Raw genomic sequence first — 18,195 nt, forward strand, 5'->3', positions numbered from 1 at the left:
CGCGCTGAGCCAGGGCGTGTATAACACCTATATTGAAGACAACCTGCGCTACTCGCAGAATGCGGCGCTGGATATGTATAAAGAGGTGAATACTGGCACCAACCTGCCCGCGCAGATCGACCTCTACAGCGTGGATGGTGACGAGTACAAATTCCTCTGCATGGCGAAAGGCGGCGGTTCCGCCAACAAAACTTATCTGTATCAGGAAACCAAAGCGCTGATCACCCCGGCGAAGCTAAAAAATTATCTGGTTGAGAAGATGCGGACCCTCGGCACCGCGGCCTGCCCGCCTTACCATATCGCCTTCGTTATCGGCGGCACCTCAGCGGAAGCCACGCTGAAAACCGTCAAGCTCGCCTCTGCGCGCGACTACGATAGCCTGCCAACCGAAGGCAACGCGCACGGCCAGGCGTTCCGCGACGTCCAGCTCGAGCAGGAACTGCTTCAGGAAGCGCAAAACCTCGGCCTTGGCGCACAGTTTGGCGGGAAATACTTCGCGCACGATATTCGCGTGATCCGTCTGCCGCGCCACGGTGCCTCCTGTCCAATCGGCATGGGCGTCTCCTGCTCCGCTGACCGTAATATCAAAGCGAAAATCAACCGCAACGGGATCTGGATTGAGAAGCTGGAGCACAATCCGGGCCAGTATATTCCTGAATCCCTGCGCCAGCAGGGAGAAGGCGACGTGGTAAGCATTGATCTGAACAAGCCGATGCCCGATATTCTGGCGCAGCTTTCCGCGCACCCGGTCTCCACCCGCCTGTCGCTGAATGGCACCATTATTGTGGCGCGCGACATCGCCCATGCGAAGCTGAAAGAGCTGCTCGACAACGGGGAAGAACTGCCGCAGTACGTCAAAGATCACCCGATTTACTATGCAGGCCCGGCCAAAACGCCAGAAGGTTACGCGTCTGGCTCACTCGGCCCGACCACTGCGGGACGTATGGACTCCTATGTGGACTTATTGCAATCCCACGGTGCGAGCATGATCATGCTGGCGAAAGGTAACCGCAGCCAGCAGGTGACGGACGCCTGCCATAAACACGGCGGCTTCTACCTCGGCAGCATTGGCGGCCCGGCGGCGGTGCTGGCGCAAAACAGCATCAAGAGTCTGGAGTGCGTGGCGTATCCGGAACTGGGAATGGAAGCGATCTGGAAAATTGAAGTGGAGAACTTCCCGGCGTTTATCCTGGTGGATGACAAAGGCAACGATTTCTTCCAGCAGATCCAGAACAAGCAGTGCAAAGGCTGTTCACAGCGCTGAGTCTTTCCACAATGACGGCAGCAGCGACAGCGTTTCATTAATTAACCCGCGCTTGTCGCTGCCCGGTTTCCAGATCGTCACCATCGTTTGACCGATCCCCTGGCTGCCCACTTCGGTGGGCAGCCTTTTTACATTTTTCCACTGCGTTGCGTGAAGATGGGTCGGCAAAAACCCCCAGCCGCAGCCCTGCTCCAGCAGGCCGCGCAGCATCTCCAGTTCGTTAGTGAAAAGCGTGTGCCCTGAAATTTGCAGGCGACGGGCAACCGGCTCGTCTGACGCGGCATGCATAATCACCTGCGGAACCAGAGAGAGATCGAGCAGCGACACCGGCGACGCAACCTCCGCAAAAAGCGTCGTTGCGGCGTAAAAATCCATTTCGATCGCCCCCAGCGCCCGCCACTCCATCTCATTGCCCACGCTGCGGTTGCGCGCCTGGCAGATCCCCAGATTGGCCTGACCGTTCGCCAGCATGGCTTCCGCCTCATCGCGCGATGCGCTGGTCAGGCTCAGGCGGATCTTTTTCGCCGCCAGTGTGGCAATCAGCGCCTGTAAAAAAGCTCTGGGGGTGAACGGATCGTAAACGAGGGCAATGTCCTGCGTGGCGCTGTCGGGCACCGATCGGGCAAACGCCTCAAATGCTTTGACCTGCCGCATCAGCAGGTGCGCCTGCCGTTGAAGCTGCTCCCCCTCCGGCGTCAGGCGCAGGCTGCGCCCCTCCCGCAGGAACAGAGCGTAGCCCAGCCCATCCTCAAGAAAATCGATCAGATCCCGCAAGGTTGTACGATCTTTGCCGAGTTTACTGGCCGCCTTCATCAGGCTGCCGTGCTCAGCGACGGCGGTGAACGCCTCAAGTTGGGCAAAGGAATAGATCAGTGATGCCACGTCATTCTCCACGCGATTTTTCCGGGGGATTTTCCCCCATAACGCGTTTTTTATTATAGGCCGCAGGTTCTTAAACTGAAGTCCTTCCTGAGCCAAACGAGATAAATATGAAAATCAAAACAAACCGCACGCTGCTCGCGGCGCTGGTTGTCAGCAGCCTGCTCTCGCCCGCCGTCATGGCGGCCTGCAACGGTACCGACCTTACGACCTGTCCGGCGCCTTTCGATGCCAGACTCCCGGACGCACATACCATGCTCACCTGGAGCCAGGCCGATCGCGTGGTGGGCTTTCGCAATGACTACCGCAACTACGCGGGCGATGTGTTCCGCCACGGCAACGCAACGCCGCTGCTGCCCGCAGAAAAACCGCTCACCGATGCCCGCTATCAGGTGAAGGGTAAGATTTACAATCTTCAGGATTACCTGAAGCGCCAGAACGTCAGCGGCATGCTGGTGCTGAAAAATGGCAAAGTGGCCTATAAATACCTGGGAGAAGGCAATACCAACTCAACGCTCTGGACGTCGCGTTCCGTGGGCAAATCGGTGGTTTCCGCGCTGGTGGGCGTTGCGATAAAAGAGGGTAAAATCCACTCCCTGGACGACCTCATCACCCAGTACGAACCGGATTTAAAAGGCACCGCCTGGGAGGGCGTAACGCTAAAACAGCTCATCACCCACACCTCGGGCGTGGCGTGGAACGAAGATTACACTAACCCGCAGTCAGACTTCGCCCGGCTTACCGAATGCGAAGCGAAACCGGGCACCTACGACTGCGTGCGCACCCTGGTGAAAGGATTACACCGTGAACACCCGGCGGGTGAAAACTGGTCCTATTCCTCGGGTGGCGCCTGGCTGTTAGGCGATGTGCTTGAGCGCGCCACCGGCATGACGCTCGCGGCGTATCTGGAGAAAAGCATCTGGCAGCCGTACGGCATGGCGAGCGACGGCGTGTGGCATGCCTACAGCAAAGGCCAGCACGACGTGGGTGCGCATGGATTTAACGCCACGCTGGAAGACTGGGGGCGTTTCGGGGAGTTTATCCTGCATAACGGTACACTGCCGGACGGAAAGCAGATCCTCCCCGAGGGCTGGGTGAAACAGTCCTCAGCCTGGACACAGGCCAAAGGATCGGTGTCCGAGGCGCATCCGAAGGGGTTGTACGGCTACCAGTGGTGGAACAACGAAGTGCCGGCCACCGCCACAAACGTGGAGCCGAAAGTCGAAAATTCGCTGAAGGATTCCCTGTGGGCGCTGGGTATTTTTGGTCAGATGATCGTGGTTAATCAGAAAGAAAATCTGGTTATCGTCCAGTGGTCCACCTGGCCGCAGGCAGAGCCGTCATTCAGCGCCCAGCCGCTGGAAGCGTCGCTGATGTTTAGCGCGATTGCGAACGCGCTGCGCTGATAATCCCAAGCCAGGCCCCGCCTGGCTTCTCACCTGCGCGGTGTCACAAAACTGATATATCAGCAACTTAGCGATATGTGGTAAATAACAGATTACTGAAATGTTAAGTTATTGTTGAATATGTAAATACTGGTCAACGCTTTGTCATTAATGCACCACACGCATCAGTCCATGCGCGATTTGCGCTTATCAATTTCCACTTCCTGATCCAGTTTTCAGAAACAGACGAGCATAACGTCACTATAAAACTGGAGATAATCATGGTTTCCTCAACCTCACCTGCAACGGTTCGTTCGAAAGCGGGCGCGATTTTCCGCGTCACGTCGGGCAACTTTCTTGAGCAATTCGACTTCTTTCTGTTCGGCTTTTATGCCACCTACATCGCCCACACGTTCTTCCCGGCAAGCAGTGAATTTGCGTCACTGATGATGACCTTCGCCGTCTTTGGCGCGGGCTTTCTGATGCGTCCGATCGGGGCCATTGTGCTGGGGGCTTACATTGATAAAGTGGGCCGCCGTAAAGGGCTGATCGTCACCCTGTCGATTATGGCCGCCGGAACCTTTCTGATTGTGCTGATCCCTTCTTATCAGAGCATTGGCCTTTGGGCGCCGCTACTGGTGCTGACTGGCCGCCTGTTGCAGGGCTTTTCGGCAGGCGCCGAGCTGGGCGGGGTTTCGGTTTATCTGGCGGAGATCGCCACGCCGGGCCGCAAGGGTTTCTACACCAGCTGGCAGTCGGGTAGCCAGCAGGTCGCCATTATGATCGCGGCGGCGATGGGCTTTGCGCTGAATATGGTGCTGGAAGAGAGTGCCATTCGCGAATGGGGGTGGCGTATTCCGTTCCTGTTTGGCTGTCTGATTGTGCCGTTCATCTTTTTCCTGCGCCGCAAGCTGGAGGAGACCGAGGAATTCAGCGCCCGTCGCCACCATCTGGCGATGCGTCAGGTCTTCACAACGCTGCTCGCCAACTGGCCAGTAGTCATCGCGGGCATGCTGATGGTGGCGATGACCACCACCGCGTTTTACCTGATCACCGTTTACGCACCGACCTTCGGTAAAAAAGTCCTGATGCTCAGCGCCTCGGACAGTCTTTTGGTCACGCTACTGGTAGCCATTTCTAACTTCATCTGGCTACCGATTGGCGGCGCGCTGTCGGACCGCTTCGGACGCAAACCGGTGCTGATCGCCATGACGCTGCTGGCGCTGGCGACCAGCTATCCGGCACTGACGATGCTGGCGGCAGCCCCGAGTTTCTCCATGATGCTGACCGTGCTGCTGTGGCTCTCTTTCCTCTACGGCCTGTATAACGGCGCGATGATCCCGGCCCTGACGGAGATCATGCCAGCAGAGGTGCGTGTGGCGGGCTTCTCGCTGGCTTATAGCCTCGCAACGGCGGTCTTTGGCGGTTTCACGCCGGTGATTTCTACCGCCTTAATTGAGTACACCGGCGATAAAGCCTCCCCGGGCTACTGGATGAGCTTTGCCGCCGTTTGCGCCCTGCTGGCAACGCTTTATCTCTATCGTCGTCGCACGTTAATCCTGCAAACCGCCGTTAAGGAGTGATCCCTCATGCTTACATTCAGAACGGTGATTGCCGCCCTGACCTTCGCCACCCTCAGCGCGGGCGCGCTTGCGCAGGAGGTGACGGTGATGATTTCTGGCGGCTTCAAAGCGGCGCTGGAGAAGCTGGCGCCGCAGTACGAAGCGCAAAGCGGCGACAGGCTCATTGTGGTCTCCGGCCCGTCGATGGGCAAAACACCGCAGGCCATTCCGGCCCGGCTCGCCCGGGGCGAAAAAGCGGACGTGGTGATTATGGTTGGAGATGCGCTGGCGAAACTGGAACAGGATCGCAGGACGGCGGCGGGCTCCCGCGTGGAGCTGGCGGATTCGCCCGTCGGGATGGTCGTCAAAGCGGGCGCGCCGGTGCCGGATATCAGTACGGTACCCGCCCTGCGGCAAACGCTGCTGAAGGCGCATTCCATGGCTTATTCCGACAGCGCCAGCGGCCGGTATGTTGAGAGCCAGTTGTTCCGTAAGCTGGGCATCGACGGCCAGGTCCAAAATAAAGCGCACCGGGTTGAGCGCATCCCGGTGGCGTCTGAAGTGGCAAAAGGGAAATACGATCTCGGCTTTCAGCAGGTGAGCGAGCTTCTGCCGGTCCCGGGCGTGACGTTTGTGGGTAAGTTGCCTGACGACATACAGTACATTACCCGTTTCGCCGGAGCCGTAACGCAGAAGGCCGACCATCCTGAGCAGGGAAAAGCGCTGCTGGCCTTTCTCTCCTCGCCACAGGCGGCCAGCGTCATTACGGCAACGGGCTTAACGCCCGTCAGTGCACCTCGCGATACTGCTCGGTGATCAGCGTTTCGAGTTCGGCAGCAATGTAGGACTGGATCCGCCCGCGGCGGCGAATCAACCCCACGGTTCGCCTGACCTCTGGCTCGGTTAAAGGCACCGACGTCAGCAGCGAATGCTCTGCGCGGGGCATTGACATGGCGGGAACGGCCGCAATGCCGATCCCGGCTTCAACCATCCCGAGCATAGTCGTCACGTGCCGCGTTTCGCAGATGCTGGGGCGCTCAGGCCGAATATGTCCGACCCGCTGGTCGAGAAGATTGCGGTTGCCGGAGGTCTTATCCAGACCGATATAATCCTGCTGATAAAAAGCCTGCCACGTCAGGCTTTTTCTTTTTGCAAGCGGGCTGTCTCGTCGGCAGGCGGCCACGTAGACGTCCTCCACCAGCGGGACAAACTCGATGTCGGGCTGTAAACTCCGGGCAAAGCAGATACCAAAATCCGCCTGTCCGCGGGTGACGGCCTCGATAACATTTCCGGCGCTGCTGTCGATAAGTTTAATGCGCACGCGGGGGTAACGGGACTGAAAGCGGCGGATCACATCCGGCATAAAGTAACAGGCGGCAGACGGCACCGTCGCCACGGTGATTAATCCCGTGCGCTCCTCGCTGGCCTTATCGATATCCGAAAGCATGGACTCCACGTCGACAAGCAGTTGCCCGCACCGGTCGGCAAAGGTCTGTCCATACAGGGTCAGCGTGACGCGCCGGGTGGTTCTGTCGAACAGTTTTGTCCCCAGTGCCGCCTCCAGCTTTTCAATTCTTCGACTCAACGCCGACTGGGAAAGGCAAATAGATTCTGCCGCAAGACGGAAATTGCCGTATTCCAGTAAAGCGCGGAAGGCGTAGAGATCGTTGAGGTCAAAATTGACGGGCATACTGACGGGATCCTTAAGCACGGTAGGGTAAGAAGAGATTTATCATAGCCGCGTACGACATACTTCACAAAATGAAGGGGATACCCCTAAAGCGCTATCAACCTGACGGCACATAGTGATAGTTTATGCGGGCTGGATTCCTCTTAAACAGGCTGCCAGTCTGCATGCCGCCGAAGAGGAGTGTCATACTGCTTAACAGAGTATGTTGGCATGCTAACAGCCCCTGACCTTTCCATTTTGTTCACGTGCGAGTAACGAGCAAAGCGATGATTAAGTGGCCCTGGAAAACGAACGAAGCTGGTCGAAATATGGCGCTGCCCTGGGATGAGGCTCTGGCGATCCCCGTGCTGGCGAATCTCTTGCATGAAGAGCAATCAAAGCTGATTCAGCTGGCCGAGCGTTTTTTACAGCAAAAACGGCTTGTGCCGCTACAGGGCTTCGAACTGGATCCGCTTAAAAATTCGCGCATCGCCCTGCTCTTCTGCTTACCGGTACTGGAGCTGGGTATCGAATGGCTGGATGGCTTCCATGAAGTGCTGATCTACCCGGCGCCGTTTATCGTCGATGATGAGTGGGAGGATGACATCGGGCTGGTGCACAACCAGCGTATGGTGCAGTCCGGGCAGAGCTGGCAGCAAGGGCCGATCATCCTCAACTGGCTGGATATCCAGGACTCGTTCGATGCCTCGGGCTTCAACCTGATCATTCACGAAGTAGCGCATAAGCTGGATACCCGCAACGGCGATCGCGCCAGCGGCGTGCCGCTGATCCCGCTGCGTGAAGTCGCGGGATGGGAGCACGACCTGCACGCGGCGATGGAAAACATTCAGGATGAGATAGACCTGGTGGGTGAAAGCGCGGCCAGCATTGATGCCTATGCCGCGACCGATCCCGCCGAGTGCTTCGCGGTGCTGTCCGAGTATTTCTTTAGCGCACCTGAGCTTTTTGCCCCACGCTTCCCGGCGCTGTGGCAGCGTTTCTGCCAGTTTTACCAGCAGGATCCGCTCCAGCGTCTGCGGCAAAGTGAGGACGCAGCCAGCACCTCCTCTCATCCGTTCCACTAATGTTCAGCAGGGGTACGATCGGTCGATCGTACCCATACGCTCACCGCAAGAAACAGCAGCGCCATTCCCCATGCGGCAGTAATCAAAAACTGCTCACCGTAAAAGCGCGTCACCACGGGTACCAGCAGCGCACTGGCCCCGTACCCCAGCGTATGGCTGGTGGCGATCACCCCTGCCCCTTTGCCCGTCGTCAGCCGATCGTTGAGCAAAAGCTGGTATCCCGGCGTGGCCATGGCGGCACCCAGCGAGGTGATGACAATGCCCACGTAGAACAGGGCTAAACTGGCGAGACACATCAGCCCAAGCCCCGCCACCATCAAGACCGCGGCAATTAAGAGTAAAACCCTCGGGCTAAAATGCTGCGGGCGTACCACCAGAAACTGCGCCGCCAGGGTCGCCAGCGCGGCCAGGCTCAGCAGCAGGGCGACATGATGGCTGATTTGCACGGCATCGCCATTAAATAACGGATGAAGATGCGGCGATAAACCAAGCTGCATCAGGCTGACCAACGCCGCCAGCAGCAGCGCCAGCAGCAGGAAAGGCATCATAGAGGCCTGTAACCGCGTCGACTGGTGCGCCACCGGCGGCAGCGGGGGATCGGCGGCTTCGCGCAGCACCAGAAGCAGCGCGATAAACGGCGCCAGCGCCATCAGCCAGAGCGGTGCGACCGGGCTGACGCTGAGCATCAGCGCGGCCAGAGGCGGTCCCAGCAGACGCCCGCAGCTAAGGCCAGAGCTAATCGTTGCCAGCGCCGCCATCCTTTTATCCAGCCCCGCGCGTTGAATGGCCCACGTCTGGGCCGCAGGCACCAGCCCCGATACCGTCAGGCCGTACAGCATGCGCGACAGAACCAGGCCCGCCATTCCCCAGAGGGCATTCAGCGCGCCGTTGGCCATCGCCCAGACCACCAGCGCCATCAGGACGAAGCTCGCCAGATAGCCGCCTAACGAGGCCAGCATCACGACCTTACAGCCGTGCCGCTCGCTCTGGCGTCCCCACCAGGGCGATGCGGGCAAAAAGAGCATCGAGCCGAACATCAGCAGCCCGGCCCAGACGGAGAGCGACAGTCCGGTCAGGGAGACCAGCTGCGGCAGCATGACCAGCAAACCGTTTTGTCCGATACCCAATAAACCGGCGCCCAGTGCAAGGGGCCAGTTTGCCTTCGGGGCCATATTGTCTGTGATGTTCTCAGTACAGGTGCGCATAGAATTGTGAAGATAATGTCAATAAATGTGTGGAAATTATGAAGTTTATGAAAACAAATATTGCAAAAATAGTTGCGGCTGTAAACAGAATGAATATCATAACGAGAATTATTATCAGTCATGGAATGAGGTACATCTATGCGTGCTCTGCCCCGCTCCGCCGGTACAGATGTTGCGGCCCAGTGTTTTTTGAACGCGCTGCTGCGCGAAACGAAGGACTGGCACTATCTTCCCGCAACCCGTGCGGATGAGTTATCGCAGATACATATCCCGCTCTCACCAACCCAGGCCATCCGGGTTCCGGTACGCTATTTCTCTCCCACGCAGCATCACCAGTATTGTTTCCCGGCCACGCTGATTCAGGCCGACAGCGACGGCGGTGACACGGTCACATTCCATCAACTGATTGATTTCATACTTGAAAAAGAGACAGTAAAAGGCGCTCTGGACGCCGATACGCTGGCGCGCTTTAAGCAGCGCGTCCTGGAGAGCCATGCGCACACCTGGCAGGCCATTGATTTACGCCACAACTGGGCAAACCTGCGCGATAAGCCGCTGACCTTTGCCGAAGCGGAACAGGCGCTGCTGGTCGGCCATGCTTTTCATCCTGCCCCAAAATCGCACGAGCCGTTTAACGAGGCCGAGGCGCGCCGCTATCTGCCGGATTTCGCCTCGCGCTTCCCGCTGCGCTGGTTTGCGGTTGAGCATGAACTGATTGCCGGGGACAGCCTGAACGTCTCCCTGCGTGAACGTCTGCTGCGCTTCGCGGCCCAGAGTGCGCCGGATCTTCTCGGCCACTTCACCGACACCCGTTGGCTGCTGCCGATGCATCCGTGGCAGGCTGCCTATTTGCTGGAGCAGCCGTGGTGCCAGCGTCTGGTTGAAAAAGGCGCCCTGCGGGATCTTGGCGAGGCGGGCGCACAGTGGCTGCCTACCAGCTCTTCCCGCTCGCTGTACAGCGAAACCAATAGCGACATGATTAAGTTTTCCCTCAGCGTGCGGCTGACCAACTCCGTGCGCACGCTGTCGGTCAAAGAAGTTAAGCGCGGCATGCGCCTGGCGCGGCTGGCGAAAACGGCACGCTGGCAGGAGCTCCAGGCGCGCTACCCGACCATGCGCGTGATGCAGGAAGACGGCTGGGCCGGGCTGCGCGATGAAAGCGGCGTCATTCAGGAAGAGAGCCTGATGGCCCTGCGCGTCAACCTGCTGTTTGATACGCCAGATACCCAAACCAACGTGCTGGTGAGCCTGACCCAGGCGGCACCGGACGGCGGCGACAGCCTGCTGGCGGCAGCGGTGCGCCGTCTGAGCCAGCGTCTGGATCTCCCGCTCGCCCAGGCCGCGCGCTGCTGGCTGGACGCCTACTGCGACCGCGTATTGCTTCCGCTGTTCAGCGCCGAGGCGGACTACGGTCTGGTCCTGCTGGCCCACCAGCAAAATATCCTCGTTGAGATGCAGCAGGATTTCCCCGTTGGGCTGATCTACCGCGATTGTCAGGGCAGCGCCTGGACCGAAGGGGCCGACGCGTGGCTGAAAGAGGCAGGCGAAACCGAGGTGGAAAACCGCTTCGGTGAGAGCCAGCTGCTGCGCTACTTCCCTTATTACCTGCTGCTGAACTCTACCCTTGCCGTCACCGCCGCGCTCGCCGCTGCCGGCTTCGACAGCGAAGAGAACCTGATGCCCCGCGTGCGTGACGCGCTGGCCAAACTGCGCATGAAGGCGAAGCAGACCCGCTGCCTTGATTATGTGCTCGACAGCCCGACCTGGAACTGCAAAGGCAACTTCTTCTGCTACCTGCACGATCGCAACGAAAACACCATCGTCGATCCGGCGGTGATCTATTTCGACTTTAGCAACCCGTTTTATAAGGAGAAGGCGTGATGGCAAACGCGAACATCGTCCATTCCGGCTACGGCTTTCGCTGTACGGCCACGGAACAAAACCTGCCGCTGACGCTGGGTCTTGACGGCAGCGCGGTCCTTGCGCGTCTGGCCGGGCTCCCGGACGGCTGGCTGGTGGACGCCCTCGACCAGCTGTTTGTAGCCTCCCCCGCCCTGACCGGCATTACCCTGCCGTGGGCCGCCTGGCAGGATGAACCTCAGGCGCAGGCGCTGTTTAGCCTCGCAAACGGGGATTATCTGGCGCGCGAAATATTCTGGCAGCTGCCGCTGTGGCTGAAAGGCGAACGTCCGCAGGCGAGCGGCGGAATGCAGTTTGATGAAAGCCGTCAGCTGTACTTCCCGCTGCGCCCTCATCGTCCGCAGGGCGAAGTGTATCGCCGTTACGATCCGCAGATTAAGCGCACCCTGAGCTTCCGCGTGGCGGACGTGGCGCTGGACGGCGAGCGTTTTACCCGCTGGATGAACACCCCACGCGTGAACGCCTTCTGGGAGATGGCGGGCCCGCAGGCCGAGCAGGAAAACTACCTGCGCCGTCAGCTCGACTCGACCTATTGTTACCCGGTGATCGGCTGTTTTGACGACCAGCCGTTCGGCTATTTTGAACTCTACTGGGCGGCGGAAGACCGCATTGGCCGCCACTACCGCTGGCAGCCGTTTGACCGCGGGCTACATATGCTGGTGGGCGAAGAGAACTGGCGCGGGGCGCAGTATATCCGCAGCTGGCTGCGTGGCCTCAGCCACTATCTGTATCTCGATGAACCGCGTACGGCGCGCATTGTGGCGGAACCGCGCTTCGACAACCAGCGTCTGTTCCGCCATCTGGCGCCCGCCGGTTTTGACACGGTGAAAGAGTTCGACTTCCCGCACAAACGCTCCCGTCTCATCATGAGCGAGCGGCACCGCTTCTTCCATGAGGTGGAACTGTGAACGCGCTCTGGCAGAAAGTGAACCGCGAGATGGTGGCGAAGATCCTCGCTGAACTGGAATATGAACGCACCCTGCGCGCCGAGCCGGTTTCGGCGGACTACTGGCGCATCAGTATGGGCAACGCGACCTGGCAGTTTAGCGCCACGCGTGGGATCTGGGGCTGGCTGCATATTGACCCTGATACCCTGACCACCGCCAGCAGCGCGGCGGTCGAAGCGGAAAACGCGCTGCTGCAACTGGCCACCGTGCTGGAGATGAGCGACGCGCAAACGGCGGAGCACATGGAAGATCTCTACGCCACGCTGCGGGGCGACATGCAGCTGTTGCAGGCGCGTGACACGCTGGATGCCGATGCGCTGATCCACCTCGACCCGGACGAACTACAGTGCCTTATGCGCGGTCACCCGAAGTTTATTTTCAACAAGGGACGCCGCGGCTGGGGGCTGGATGCCCTGCGCCTGTACGCGCCGGAATATCGTGGGCGTTTCCGCCTCCACTGGGTCGCCGTGCAGCGGGAGCACCTTGTCTGGAGCAGTGAGGTTGGTTGCGATATCAACACCCTGCTCGCCAGCGCCATGGATGATGCCGAGCGCACCCGATTCGACGCCCGCTGGCAGGAACTGGATCTGGACGACAGCTGGCTGCCGGTGCCGCTGCATCCGTGGCAGTGGCAGCAAAAAATTGCCATTCATTTCCTGGCACAGCTCGCGCGCGGTGAGATGGTGGAGCTGGGAGAGTTCGGCGATGAGTATCTGGCGCAGCAGTCCCTGCGCACGCTGACCAATGCCAGCCGTCGCGCGCCGTATGACATCAAGCTGCCGCTGACCATCTACAACACTTCCTGCTACCGCGGTATTCCGGGCAAGTATATTGCCGCCGGTCCGCTGGCCTCGCGCTGGCTACAGCAGCAGTTCGCCAGCGATGCCACGCTGATTCACTCCGGGGCGCAGGTGCTTGGCGAACCCGCAGCCGGATATCTGTCGCATCCGGGTTATGCCGCATTGCCTGAGGCGCCGTACCGCTATCAGGAGATGCTGGGGGTGATCTGGCGCGAGAACCCATCCTGCTATTTACAGGATGGCGAACAGGCGGTGCTGATGGCCGCGCTGATGGAAACCGATAACGACGGGCGCCCGCTGATTGACGCATGGATCAAACGCTCGGGGTTAACCGCAGACGCATGGCTGGAAAAGCTGTTTGAGGCGACGGTGATCCCCTTCTATCACCTGCTCTGCCGCTACGGGGTGGCGCTCATCGCCCACGGCCAGAACGTCACGCTGGTGATGAAAGATTACGTCCCACAGCGCATTCTGCTGAAGGATTTCCAGGGCGACATGCGCCTGGTGGACGAGGATTTCCCGCAGGCGCAGAGCCTGCCGGAGCAGGTAAAAGCCGTCACCGCACGCCTCAGTGCGGATTACATCATCCACGACCTGCAAACCGGCAACTTTGTCACGGTGCTGCGCTTTATTTCCCGTCTCACCCTGCAATGCGGCGTGAGCGAAACCCGCTTCTATCTGATCCTGGCGCAGGTGTTACGTCGCTATATGGCCGCCCATCCGGATCTTGCGGCGCGCTTCGCGAAGTTCGACCTGTTTAAGCCGCAGATTATTCGCGTGATCCTCAACCCGGTCAAACTGACCTTCTCTGAACACGATGGCGGCAGCCGCATGCTGCCGAACTACGTCTGCGATCTTGATAACCCTCTTTTTCTGGTCTCCCAGGAGTCAGCGCAATGAAAACCTATGATTTCATCGGCATTGGTATCGGTCCGTTCAACCTCAGTATTGCCGCGCTGGCAGAGGGGCTGGACGGTTTTAGCTCGCTGTTTCTTGAACGCAAGCCGCACTTCTCCTGGCACCCGGGAATGATGGTACCGGACTGCCACATGCAGACCAGCTTCCTGAAGGATCTGGTCAGCGCCGTGGAGCCAACCAACCGCCACAGCTTCCTGAACTACCTGGTACAGCGCAAAAAGTTCTACCGTTTCCTCACTACCGAGCAGCGCACCGTCTCGCGCGAGGAGTTTGCCGACTACCTGTGCTGGGCGGCGGATAACCTGACTAATCTGGCCTTCAGCCAGCAGGTGCAGCAGGTCAGCTTTGATGAGCAAAACGGTCTGTTTGAGGTCGTGACCCAGCGGGATCGCTTCCTGGCGCGCCACGTCTGCGTGGGGATTGGGAAGCAGATCAATCTGCCAGACTGCGTCACCGCGCAGGACGACACCTGCTTCCATGCCAGCGAAATGATGCTGCGCACGCCGGATTTAGCAGGCAAGCGCGTCACCGTCGTCGGCGGCGGCCAGAGCGGTGCGGATCTGTTTTTGAATATCTTCCGTGGGGAATGGGGCCAGCCGCTGAGCCTCAACTGGATCTCGCGTCGCAACAACTACAACGCGCTGGATGAAGCCGCGTTTGCTAACGAGTATTTCACGCCGGAGTATGTGGACAGCTTCTCCACCCTCGGTGACGACGCCCGTCGCCAGATGTTGCAGGAGCAGAAGATGACCTCCGACGGGATCACCACGGAGTCGCTGCTGGCCATCTATCGTGCCATGTATCACCGCTTCGAAGTGCTGCGGGAAAAACCCTGGGCGCACCTTATGCCGTCCCGCTCGGTGACGGCGCTGACGCGCCAGGAGAACGGGCAGCGCCTGAGCATCCAGCATCACCTGGACGGCGGTCGCGAACAGCTGGAGAGCGACGTGGTGATTTTCGCCACCGGCTACCGCGCCGTACAGCCCGCGTTTCTCGCCCCGCTCTCTTCCCGACTGCGTCTGGATGAGGATGAAGCCTTCTGCATCAACAACGATTTTACCCTTGAATGGGACGGCCCGCAGAGCAACCGCCTGTTTGCCGTCAATGCCGGGATGCACCGTCTCGGTATTGCCGAACCCCAGCTCAGCCTGATGGCCTGGCGCGCGGCGCGAATTCTGAATCGCGCTCACGATGACGAGCCGTTTGAACTGGCAACCACCCCCGGCGTGATCCACTGGCGGAGCACCACCAGCCCGGAGAGCAGCCAGGTTTTTAAATCATTAATGAAGACCACCGAGTACTGACACACACATTCAGGATCAACATAACAATGAAACGTTCTCATCTTTGGGTTTTAAATCCGTGCTTGCTTGCCATGCTTTCTACCTCTGCGTGGGCGGAAGAACAAAAGGAAGAAGATATTGTGGTCTCTGCCAGCCGGGCACATCGCAGCGTGGCAGAGATGGCGCAAACCACCTGGGTTATAGAGCGGGCGGAAATTGAGCAGCAGGTTCAGGGCGGGAAAGAGATTAAAGAGGTGCTGGCCCAGCTGATCCCCGGCATGGACGTCAGCAGCCAGGGACGTACCAACTACGGCATGAACCTGCGCGGTCGCTCCATGATGGTGATGGTGGACGGCGTGCGCCTGAACTCGTCCCGCAGCGACAGCCGCCAGCTCGACTCTATCGATCCGTTCAACATTGACCGTATCGAAGTCATTTCCGGCGCCACCTCGCTGTACGGCGGCGGCAGTACCGGCGGTCTGGTGAACATCGTCACCAAAAAAGGCCAGCCGGAGACCGAAGTGGAGTTCCAGACCGGGGCAAAAAGCGGGTTTAACAGCCATAACGACCATGATGAGAACGTCTCAGCAGCCGTGAGCGGCGGCAACGACAACGCCTCTGGACGTCTGTCGGTCTCCTATCAGCGCTACGGCGGCTGGTATGACGGCAACGGCGACGAGGTGATTATCGATAACACCCAGACCGGCTTGCAGTATTCCGACCGTATCGACGTGATGGGAACGGGCACCATCAACATCGACGATCATCAGCAGCTCCAGTTAACCACTCAGTACTACAAGAGCGAATCCGACGGCAAACACGGGCTGTTCCTCGGAGAGAATTTCGCTGCGGTCACGGGCGATGCCAAAGCCTATAACAAAGACAACCTGGACTCTGACCGTATCCCGGGCACAGAGCGTCACCTGATCAACCTGCAGTACTCGAACACCGACTTCTGGGGGCAGGATCTGGTTGCGCAGATTTACTACCGTGATGAGAGCCTGACCTACTACCCGTTCCCGACGCTGAGCAAAGGCGCGGTGACCAGCATTGGCGCGTCCCAGCAGAAAACCGATTTTTACGGCGGCAAGCTGACGCTAAACAGCAAGCCGATGGACGACCTGACCCTCACCTGGGGTGTGGATGCCGATCACGAAACGTTCGACGCCAACCAGCAGTTCTTCGACTTAAGCAAAGCGGCGGCGAGCGGCGGCATGGAGCTGGACAACGCCTACAACGTGGGCCGTTACCCGGGATACAGCATTACCAACCTCGCGCCGTTCCTGCAAGCCAGCTATGACATTGACGCTATCACCCTGAGCGGTGGCGTGCGCTACCAGTACACCGAAAACAAGGTGGACGATTTTGTCGGTTACGCCCAGCAGCAGGCAATCGCCACGGGCAAAGCCACCTCCGCTGACGCGGTGCCGGGCGGGAAAACCGACTACAACAACTTCCTGTTTAACGCCGGGATCCTTGGACGTCTGACCGAACAGCAACAGCTGTGGTTTAACTTCTCCCAGGGCTTCGAAATTCCAGACCTGGCGAAGTACTACGGCTCCGGCACCTATCAGCTGGTCGATGGTCACTATCGCCTGCAAAACAGCGTGAACGTGAACGACTCAACGCTGGACGGTATTAAGGTCAATGCTTACGAGCTGGGCTGGCGCTTCACCGGCGATAACCTGCGTACCCAGGTGGCGGCCTACTACTCGCTCTCGGATAAAACCATCACCATCAACAAGAGTGACATGACCATCAACCTGGAAGACGACAAACGTCGTATCTACGGGATTGAAGGCCAGGTGGATTATTTCTTCACCGACAGCGACTGGAGCACCGGGGCGAACTTTAACGCCATCAAGTCCGAAACGCGTGAAAACGGGAAATGGGAGAAGCTGACGGTCGACAGCGCCAGCCCGTCGAAAGCCAGCGCATGGGTGAACTGGGCGCCGGGCGACTGGGCCCTGCGCGTGCAGAGCACACAAACCTTCGACGTGTCTGACGCCGACGGTAAGAAGATCGATGGCTATAACACCGTTGATTTCCTGGGCAGCTACGCCCTGCCGGTGGGCAAAGTCAGCTTCAGCGTGGAGAACCTGCTGGACAAAGACTACACCACCGCCTGGGGCCAGCGCGCACCGGGGCTGTATAGTCCAACCTACGGTGCACCGGGTCTTTATACTTATAAAGGCCGTGGCCGTACGTTTGGTCTGAACTACTCCGTTCTGTTCTGATCCTGCGCGCCGCCTGTCTGCGGGCGGCGCGATTTGCTGTGCAATTTGAAAGCAAATTTGCTATTAAATCATCGGTTTGCTGAAATTGTCGGCAAACGAACAAAAACGGTGTTTTCCCCTTTGACAAGGCGCACGCAGGTCGATAATATGCGCCTCGTTCACACGATTCCTCTGTAGTTCAGTCGGTAGAACGGCGGACTGTTAATCCGTATGTCACTGGTTCGAGTCCAGTCAGAGGAGCCAAATTTGAAAAGCCTGCTTTTAAAGCAGGCTTTTTGCTTTTGTGGGTTACAACACAAACTCGTAATGAGAACCATCGGGCAGTTCTACATCCAGCCGTAGCTTCCCTCCGGCGGCCTCAACGTAGCGTTTCAAAGAAGAAAGCTTAATATCGCGTCCTGCCTTTTCCATGACGGCGACAGTAGGTTGTTTAATACCCAACGCCCTGGCCATATCTACCTGCGTTTTTTGCACTTTTTCACGTAACTCGGCCAGATGGATATTGAGCAAAATATCCGTTGCCATTGCCTGTGCGCTGGCAACAACCTCAGGTTTTTCATCTGCAATAAGCTGCTCCAGGGTTCTGCCCATCGCGTTAATTCCTCTCTTTTAATGTGTTCAGCCAGCGAGTGTATTCCCGATCCGCAACGAGGAGCATCTCATCGTAAAATCGCCTTTCATTACCGACCTTATTGCCCGCACACAGTACAATACCCGTACGGTTCGGATCGAAAGCGAAAATGCCCTCAGCGGATCACCCTTACTCTGGATACGCAACTCTTTCATGTTGCTGTGGCGGGAGCCCTTCAGCGTATCGGCATACGGTCTGGACAGACCCGGTCCCTTCTCCCGCAAAACAAGTAGCGCAGCCAGTACACTGGCTCTCTCGCTATCGTTTAATGAGGTGAACCAGTCGTCAAACCTGTCCGTAGTTTTAATCGCCCACACGGGACCTCCTTGTGCAACATAGATCAAAAACTATATAGATGCAAAACTATAGTGCCGATTATGCAGACAGATTGGCTGGTATGCAGGTTAAGG

General features: G+C 58.5%; 14 protein-coding genes, 1 tRNA gene and 1 pseudogene. 11 read left to right on the forward strand and 5 right to left on the reverse strand.

All coding sequences use genetic code 11. The features are described 5' to 3' along the window. On the forward strand, positions 1–1,264 hold a 1,264-nt coding region (locus ACOTX2_RS01490; RefSeq protein ID WP_421625869.1), incomplete at its 5' end, for a FumA C-terminus/TtdB family hydratase beta subunit. Here the strand turns inward: ACOTX2_RS01490 and ACOTX2_RS01495 are convergent. After that, complete coding sequence (locus tag ACOTX2_RS01495) at positions 1,253–2,158, reverse strand: LysR family transcriptional regulator (RefSeq protein ID WP_063147757.1); 906 nt, start codon at positions 2,156–2,158, stop codon at positions 1,253–1,255. The two genes, ACOTX2_RS01490 and ACOTX2_RS01495, sit on opposite strands and share 12 nt — an antisense overlap. Before the next feature lie 95 nt (positions 2,159–2,253). Here ACOTX2_RS01495 and ACOTX2_RS01500 point away from each other — a divergent pair, with 95 nt between their 5' ends. The 3 genes from ACOTX2_RS01500 to ACOTX2_RS01510 all read left to right on the forward strand — a co-directional run bounded on the left by ACOTX2_RS01500 (position 2,254) and on the right by ACOTX2_RS01510 (position 5,906). After that, positions 2,254–3,549 (forward strand): serine hydrolase domain-containing protein, encoded by a 1,296-nt coding sequence (locus tag ACOTX2_RS01500; protein WP_063147756.1) that lies wholly within the window; start codon positions 2,254–2,256, stop codon positions 3,547–3,549. Positions 3,550–3,809: 260 nt separating this feature from the next. After that, entirely contained in the window at positions 3,810–5,111 is a 1,302-nt protein-coding gene (locus tag ACOTX2_RS01505; RefSeq protein WP_023300503.1) for an MFS transporter, read from the forward strand. Between the two features lie 6 nt (positions 5,112–5,117). Then, positions 5,118–5,906 carry a substrate-binding domain-containing protein gene (locus ACOTX2_RS01510; RefSeq protein WP_063147755.1) on the forward strand — a complete coding sequence of 263 codons (789 nt, stop codon included), beginning with the start codon at positions 5,118–5,120 and terminating at the stop codon, positions 5,904–5,906. Here the strand turns inward: ACOTX2_RS01510 and ACOTX2_RS01515 are convergent. Continuing rightward, positions 5,878–6,780: a LysR family transcriptional regulator gene (locus tag ACOTX2_RS01515; RefSeq protein ID WP_023300505.1), complete on the reverse strand. Its 903-nt coding sequence runs from the start codon at positions 6,778–6,780 to the stop codon at positions 5,878–5,880. The two genes, ACOTX2_RS01510 and ACOTX2_RS01515, sit on opposite strands and share 29 nt — an antisense overlap. Before the next feature lie 266 nt (positions 6,781–7,046). Here ACOTX2_RS01515 and mtfA point away from each other — a divergent pair, with 266 nt between their 5' ends. After that, a complete protein-coding gene (gene mtfA, locus ACOTX2_RS01520; protein WP_063147754.1) occupies positions 7,047–7,844 on the forward strand; it encodes a DgsA anti-repressor MtfA in 798 nt (265 codons plus the stop codon). Here mtfA and ACOTX2_RS01525 read toward each other — a convergent pair. Then, positions 7,841–9,049 (reverse strand): MFS transporter, encoded by a 1,209-nt coding sequence (locus tag ACOTX2_RS01525; RefSeq protein ID WP_022648579.1) that lies wholly within the window; start codon positions 9,047–9,049, stop codon positions 7,841–7,843. The two genes, mtfA and ACOTX2_RS01525, sit on opposite strands and share 4 nt — an antisense overlap. Positions 9,050–9,187: 138 nt before the next feature. On the opposite strand from ACOTX2_RS01525, the gene ACOTX2_RS01530 reads away from it, so the two are divergent. The 6 genes from ACOTX2_RS01530 to ACOTX2_RS01555 all read left to right on the forward strand — a co-directional run bounded on the left by ACOTX2_RS01530 (position 9,188) and on the right by ACOTX2_RS01555 (position 17,397). Beyond that, complete coding sequence (locus tag ACOTX2_RS01530) at positions 9,188–10,930, forward strand: IucA/IucC family protein (RefSeq protein ID WP_063147753.1); 1,743 nt, start codon at positions 9,188–9,190, stop codon at positions 10,928–10,930. Then, entirely contained in the window at positions 10,930–11,877 is a 948-nt protein-coding gene (locus ACOTX2_RS01535) for a GNAT family N-acetyltransferase (protein WP_058646942.1), read from the forward strand. Before ACOTX2_RS01530 ends, ACOTX2_RS01535 begins: the two co-directional genes overlap by 1 nt. Then, positions 11,874–13,616 (forward strand): IucA/IucC family protein, encoded by a 1,743-nt coding sequence (gene iucC / locus ACOTX2_RS01540; RefSeq protein ID WP_074136340.1) that lies wholly within the window; start codon positions 11,874–11,876, stop codon positions 13,614–13,616. Before ACOTX2_RS01535 ends, iucC begins: the two co-directional genes overlap by 4 nt. Beyond that, positions 13,613–14,938, forward strand: a complete 1,326-nt coding sequence (locus ACOTX2_RS01545; RefSeq protein WP_023306541.1) for a lysine N(6)-hydroxylase/L-ornithine N(5)-oxygenase family protein — start codon at positions 13,613–13,615, stop codon at positions 14,936–14,938. Before iucC ends, ACOTX2_RS01545 begins: the two co-directional genes overlap by 4 nt. Positions 14,939–14,964: 26 nt before the next feature. Continuing rightward, positions 14,965–17,154 (forward strand): TonB-dependent siderophore receptor, encoded by a 2,190-nt coding sequence (locus ACOTX2_RS01550; RefSeq protein WP_048966154.1) that lies wholly within the window; start codon positions 14,965–14,967, stop codon positions 17,152–17,154. A gap of 167 nt (positions 17,155–17,321) precedes the next feature. Then, a tRNA-Asn gene (locus tag ACOTX2_RS01555) sits at positions 17,322–17,397 on the forward strand. Positions 17,398–17,442: 45 nt separating this feature from the next. Here ACOTX2_RS01555 and ACOTX2_RS01560 read toward each other — a convergent pair. Both ACOTX2_RS01560 and ACOTX2_RS01565 read right to left on the reverse strand, forming a co-directional pair. Continuing rightward, the gene (locus ACOTX2_RS01560) at positions 17,443–17,745 is read right to left on the reverse strand and encodes a helix-turn-helix domain-containing protein (protein ID WP_017383313.1); all 303 of its coding nucleotides are present in this window, start codon (positions 17,743–17,745) and stop codon (positions 17,443–17,445) included. 4 nt (positions 17,746–17,749) lie between these two features. After that, positions 17,750–18,102, reverse strand: a pseudogene (locus ACOTX2_RS01565) (type II toxin-antitoxin system RelE/ParE family toxin). Positions 18,103–18,195 lie beyond the last annotated feature (93 nt).

The sequence above is a fragment of the Enterobacter cloacae complex sp. IR5412 genome (assembly GCF_049237385.1).
Classification (GTDB): domain Bacteria; phylum Pseudomonadota; class Gammaproteobacteria; order Enterobacterales; family Enterobacteriaceae; genus Enterobacter; species Enterobacter intestinihominis.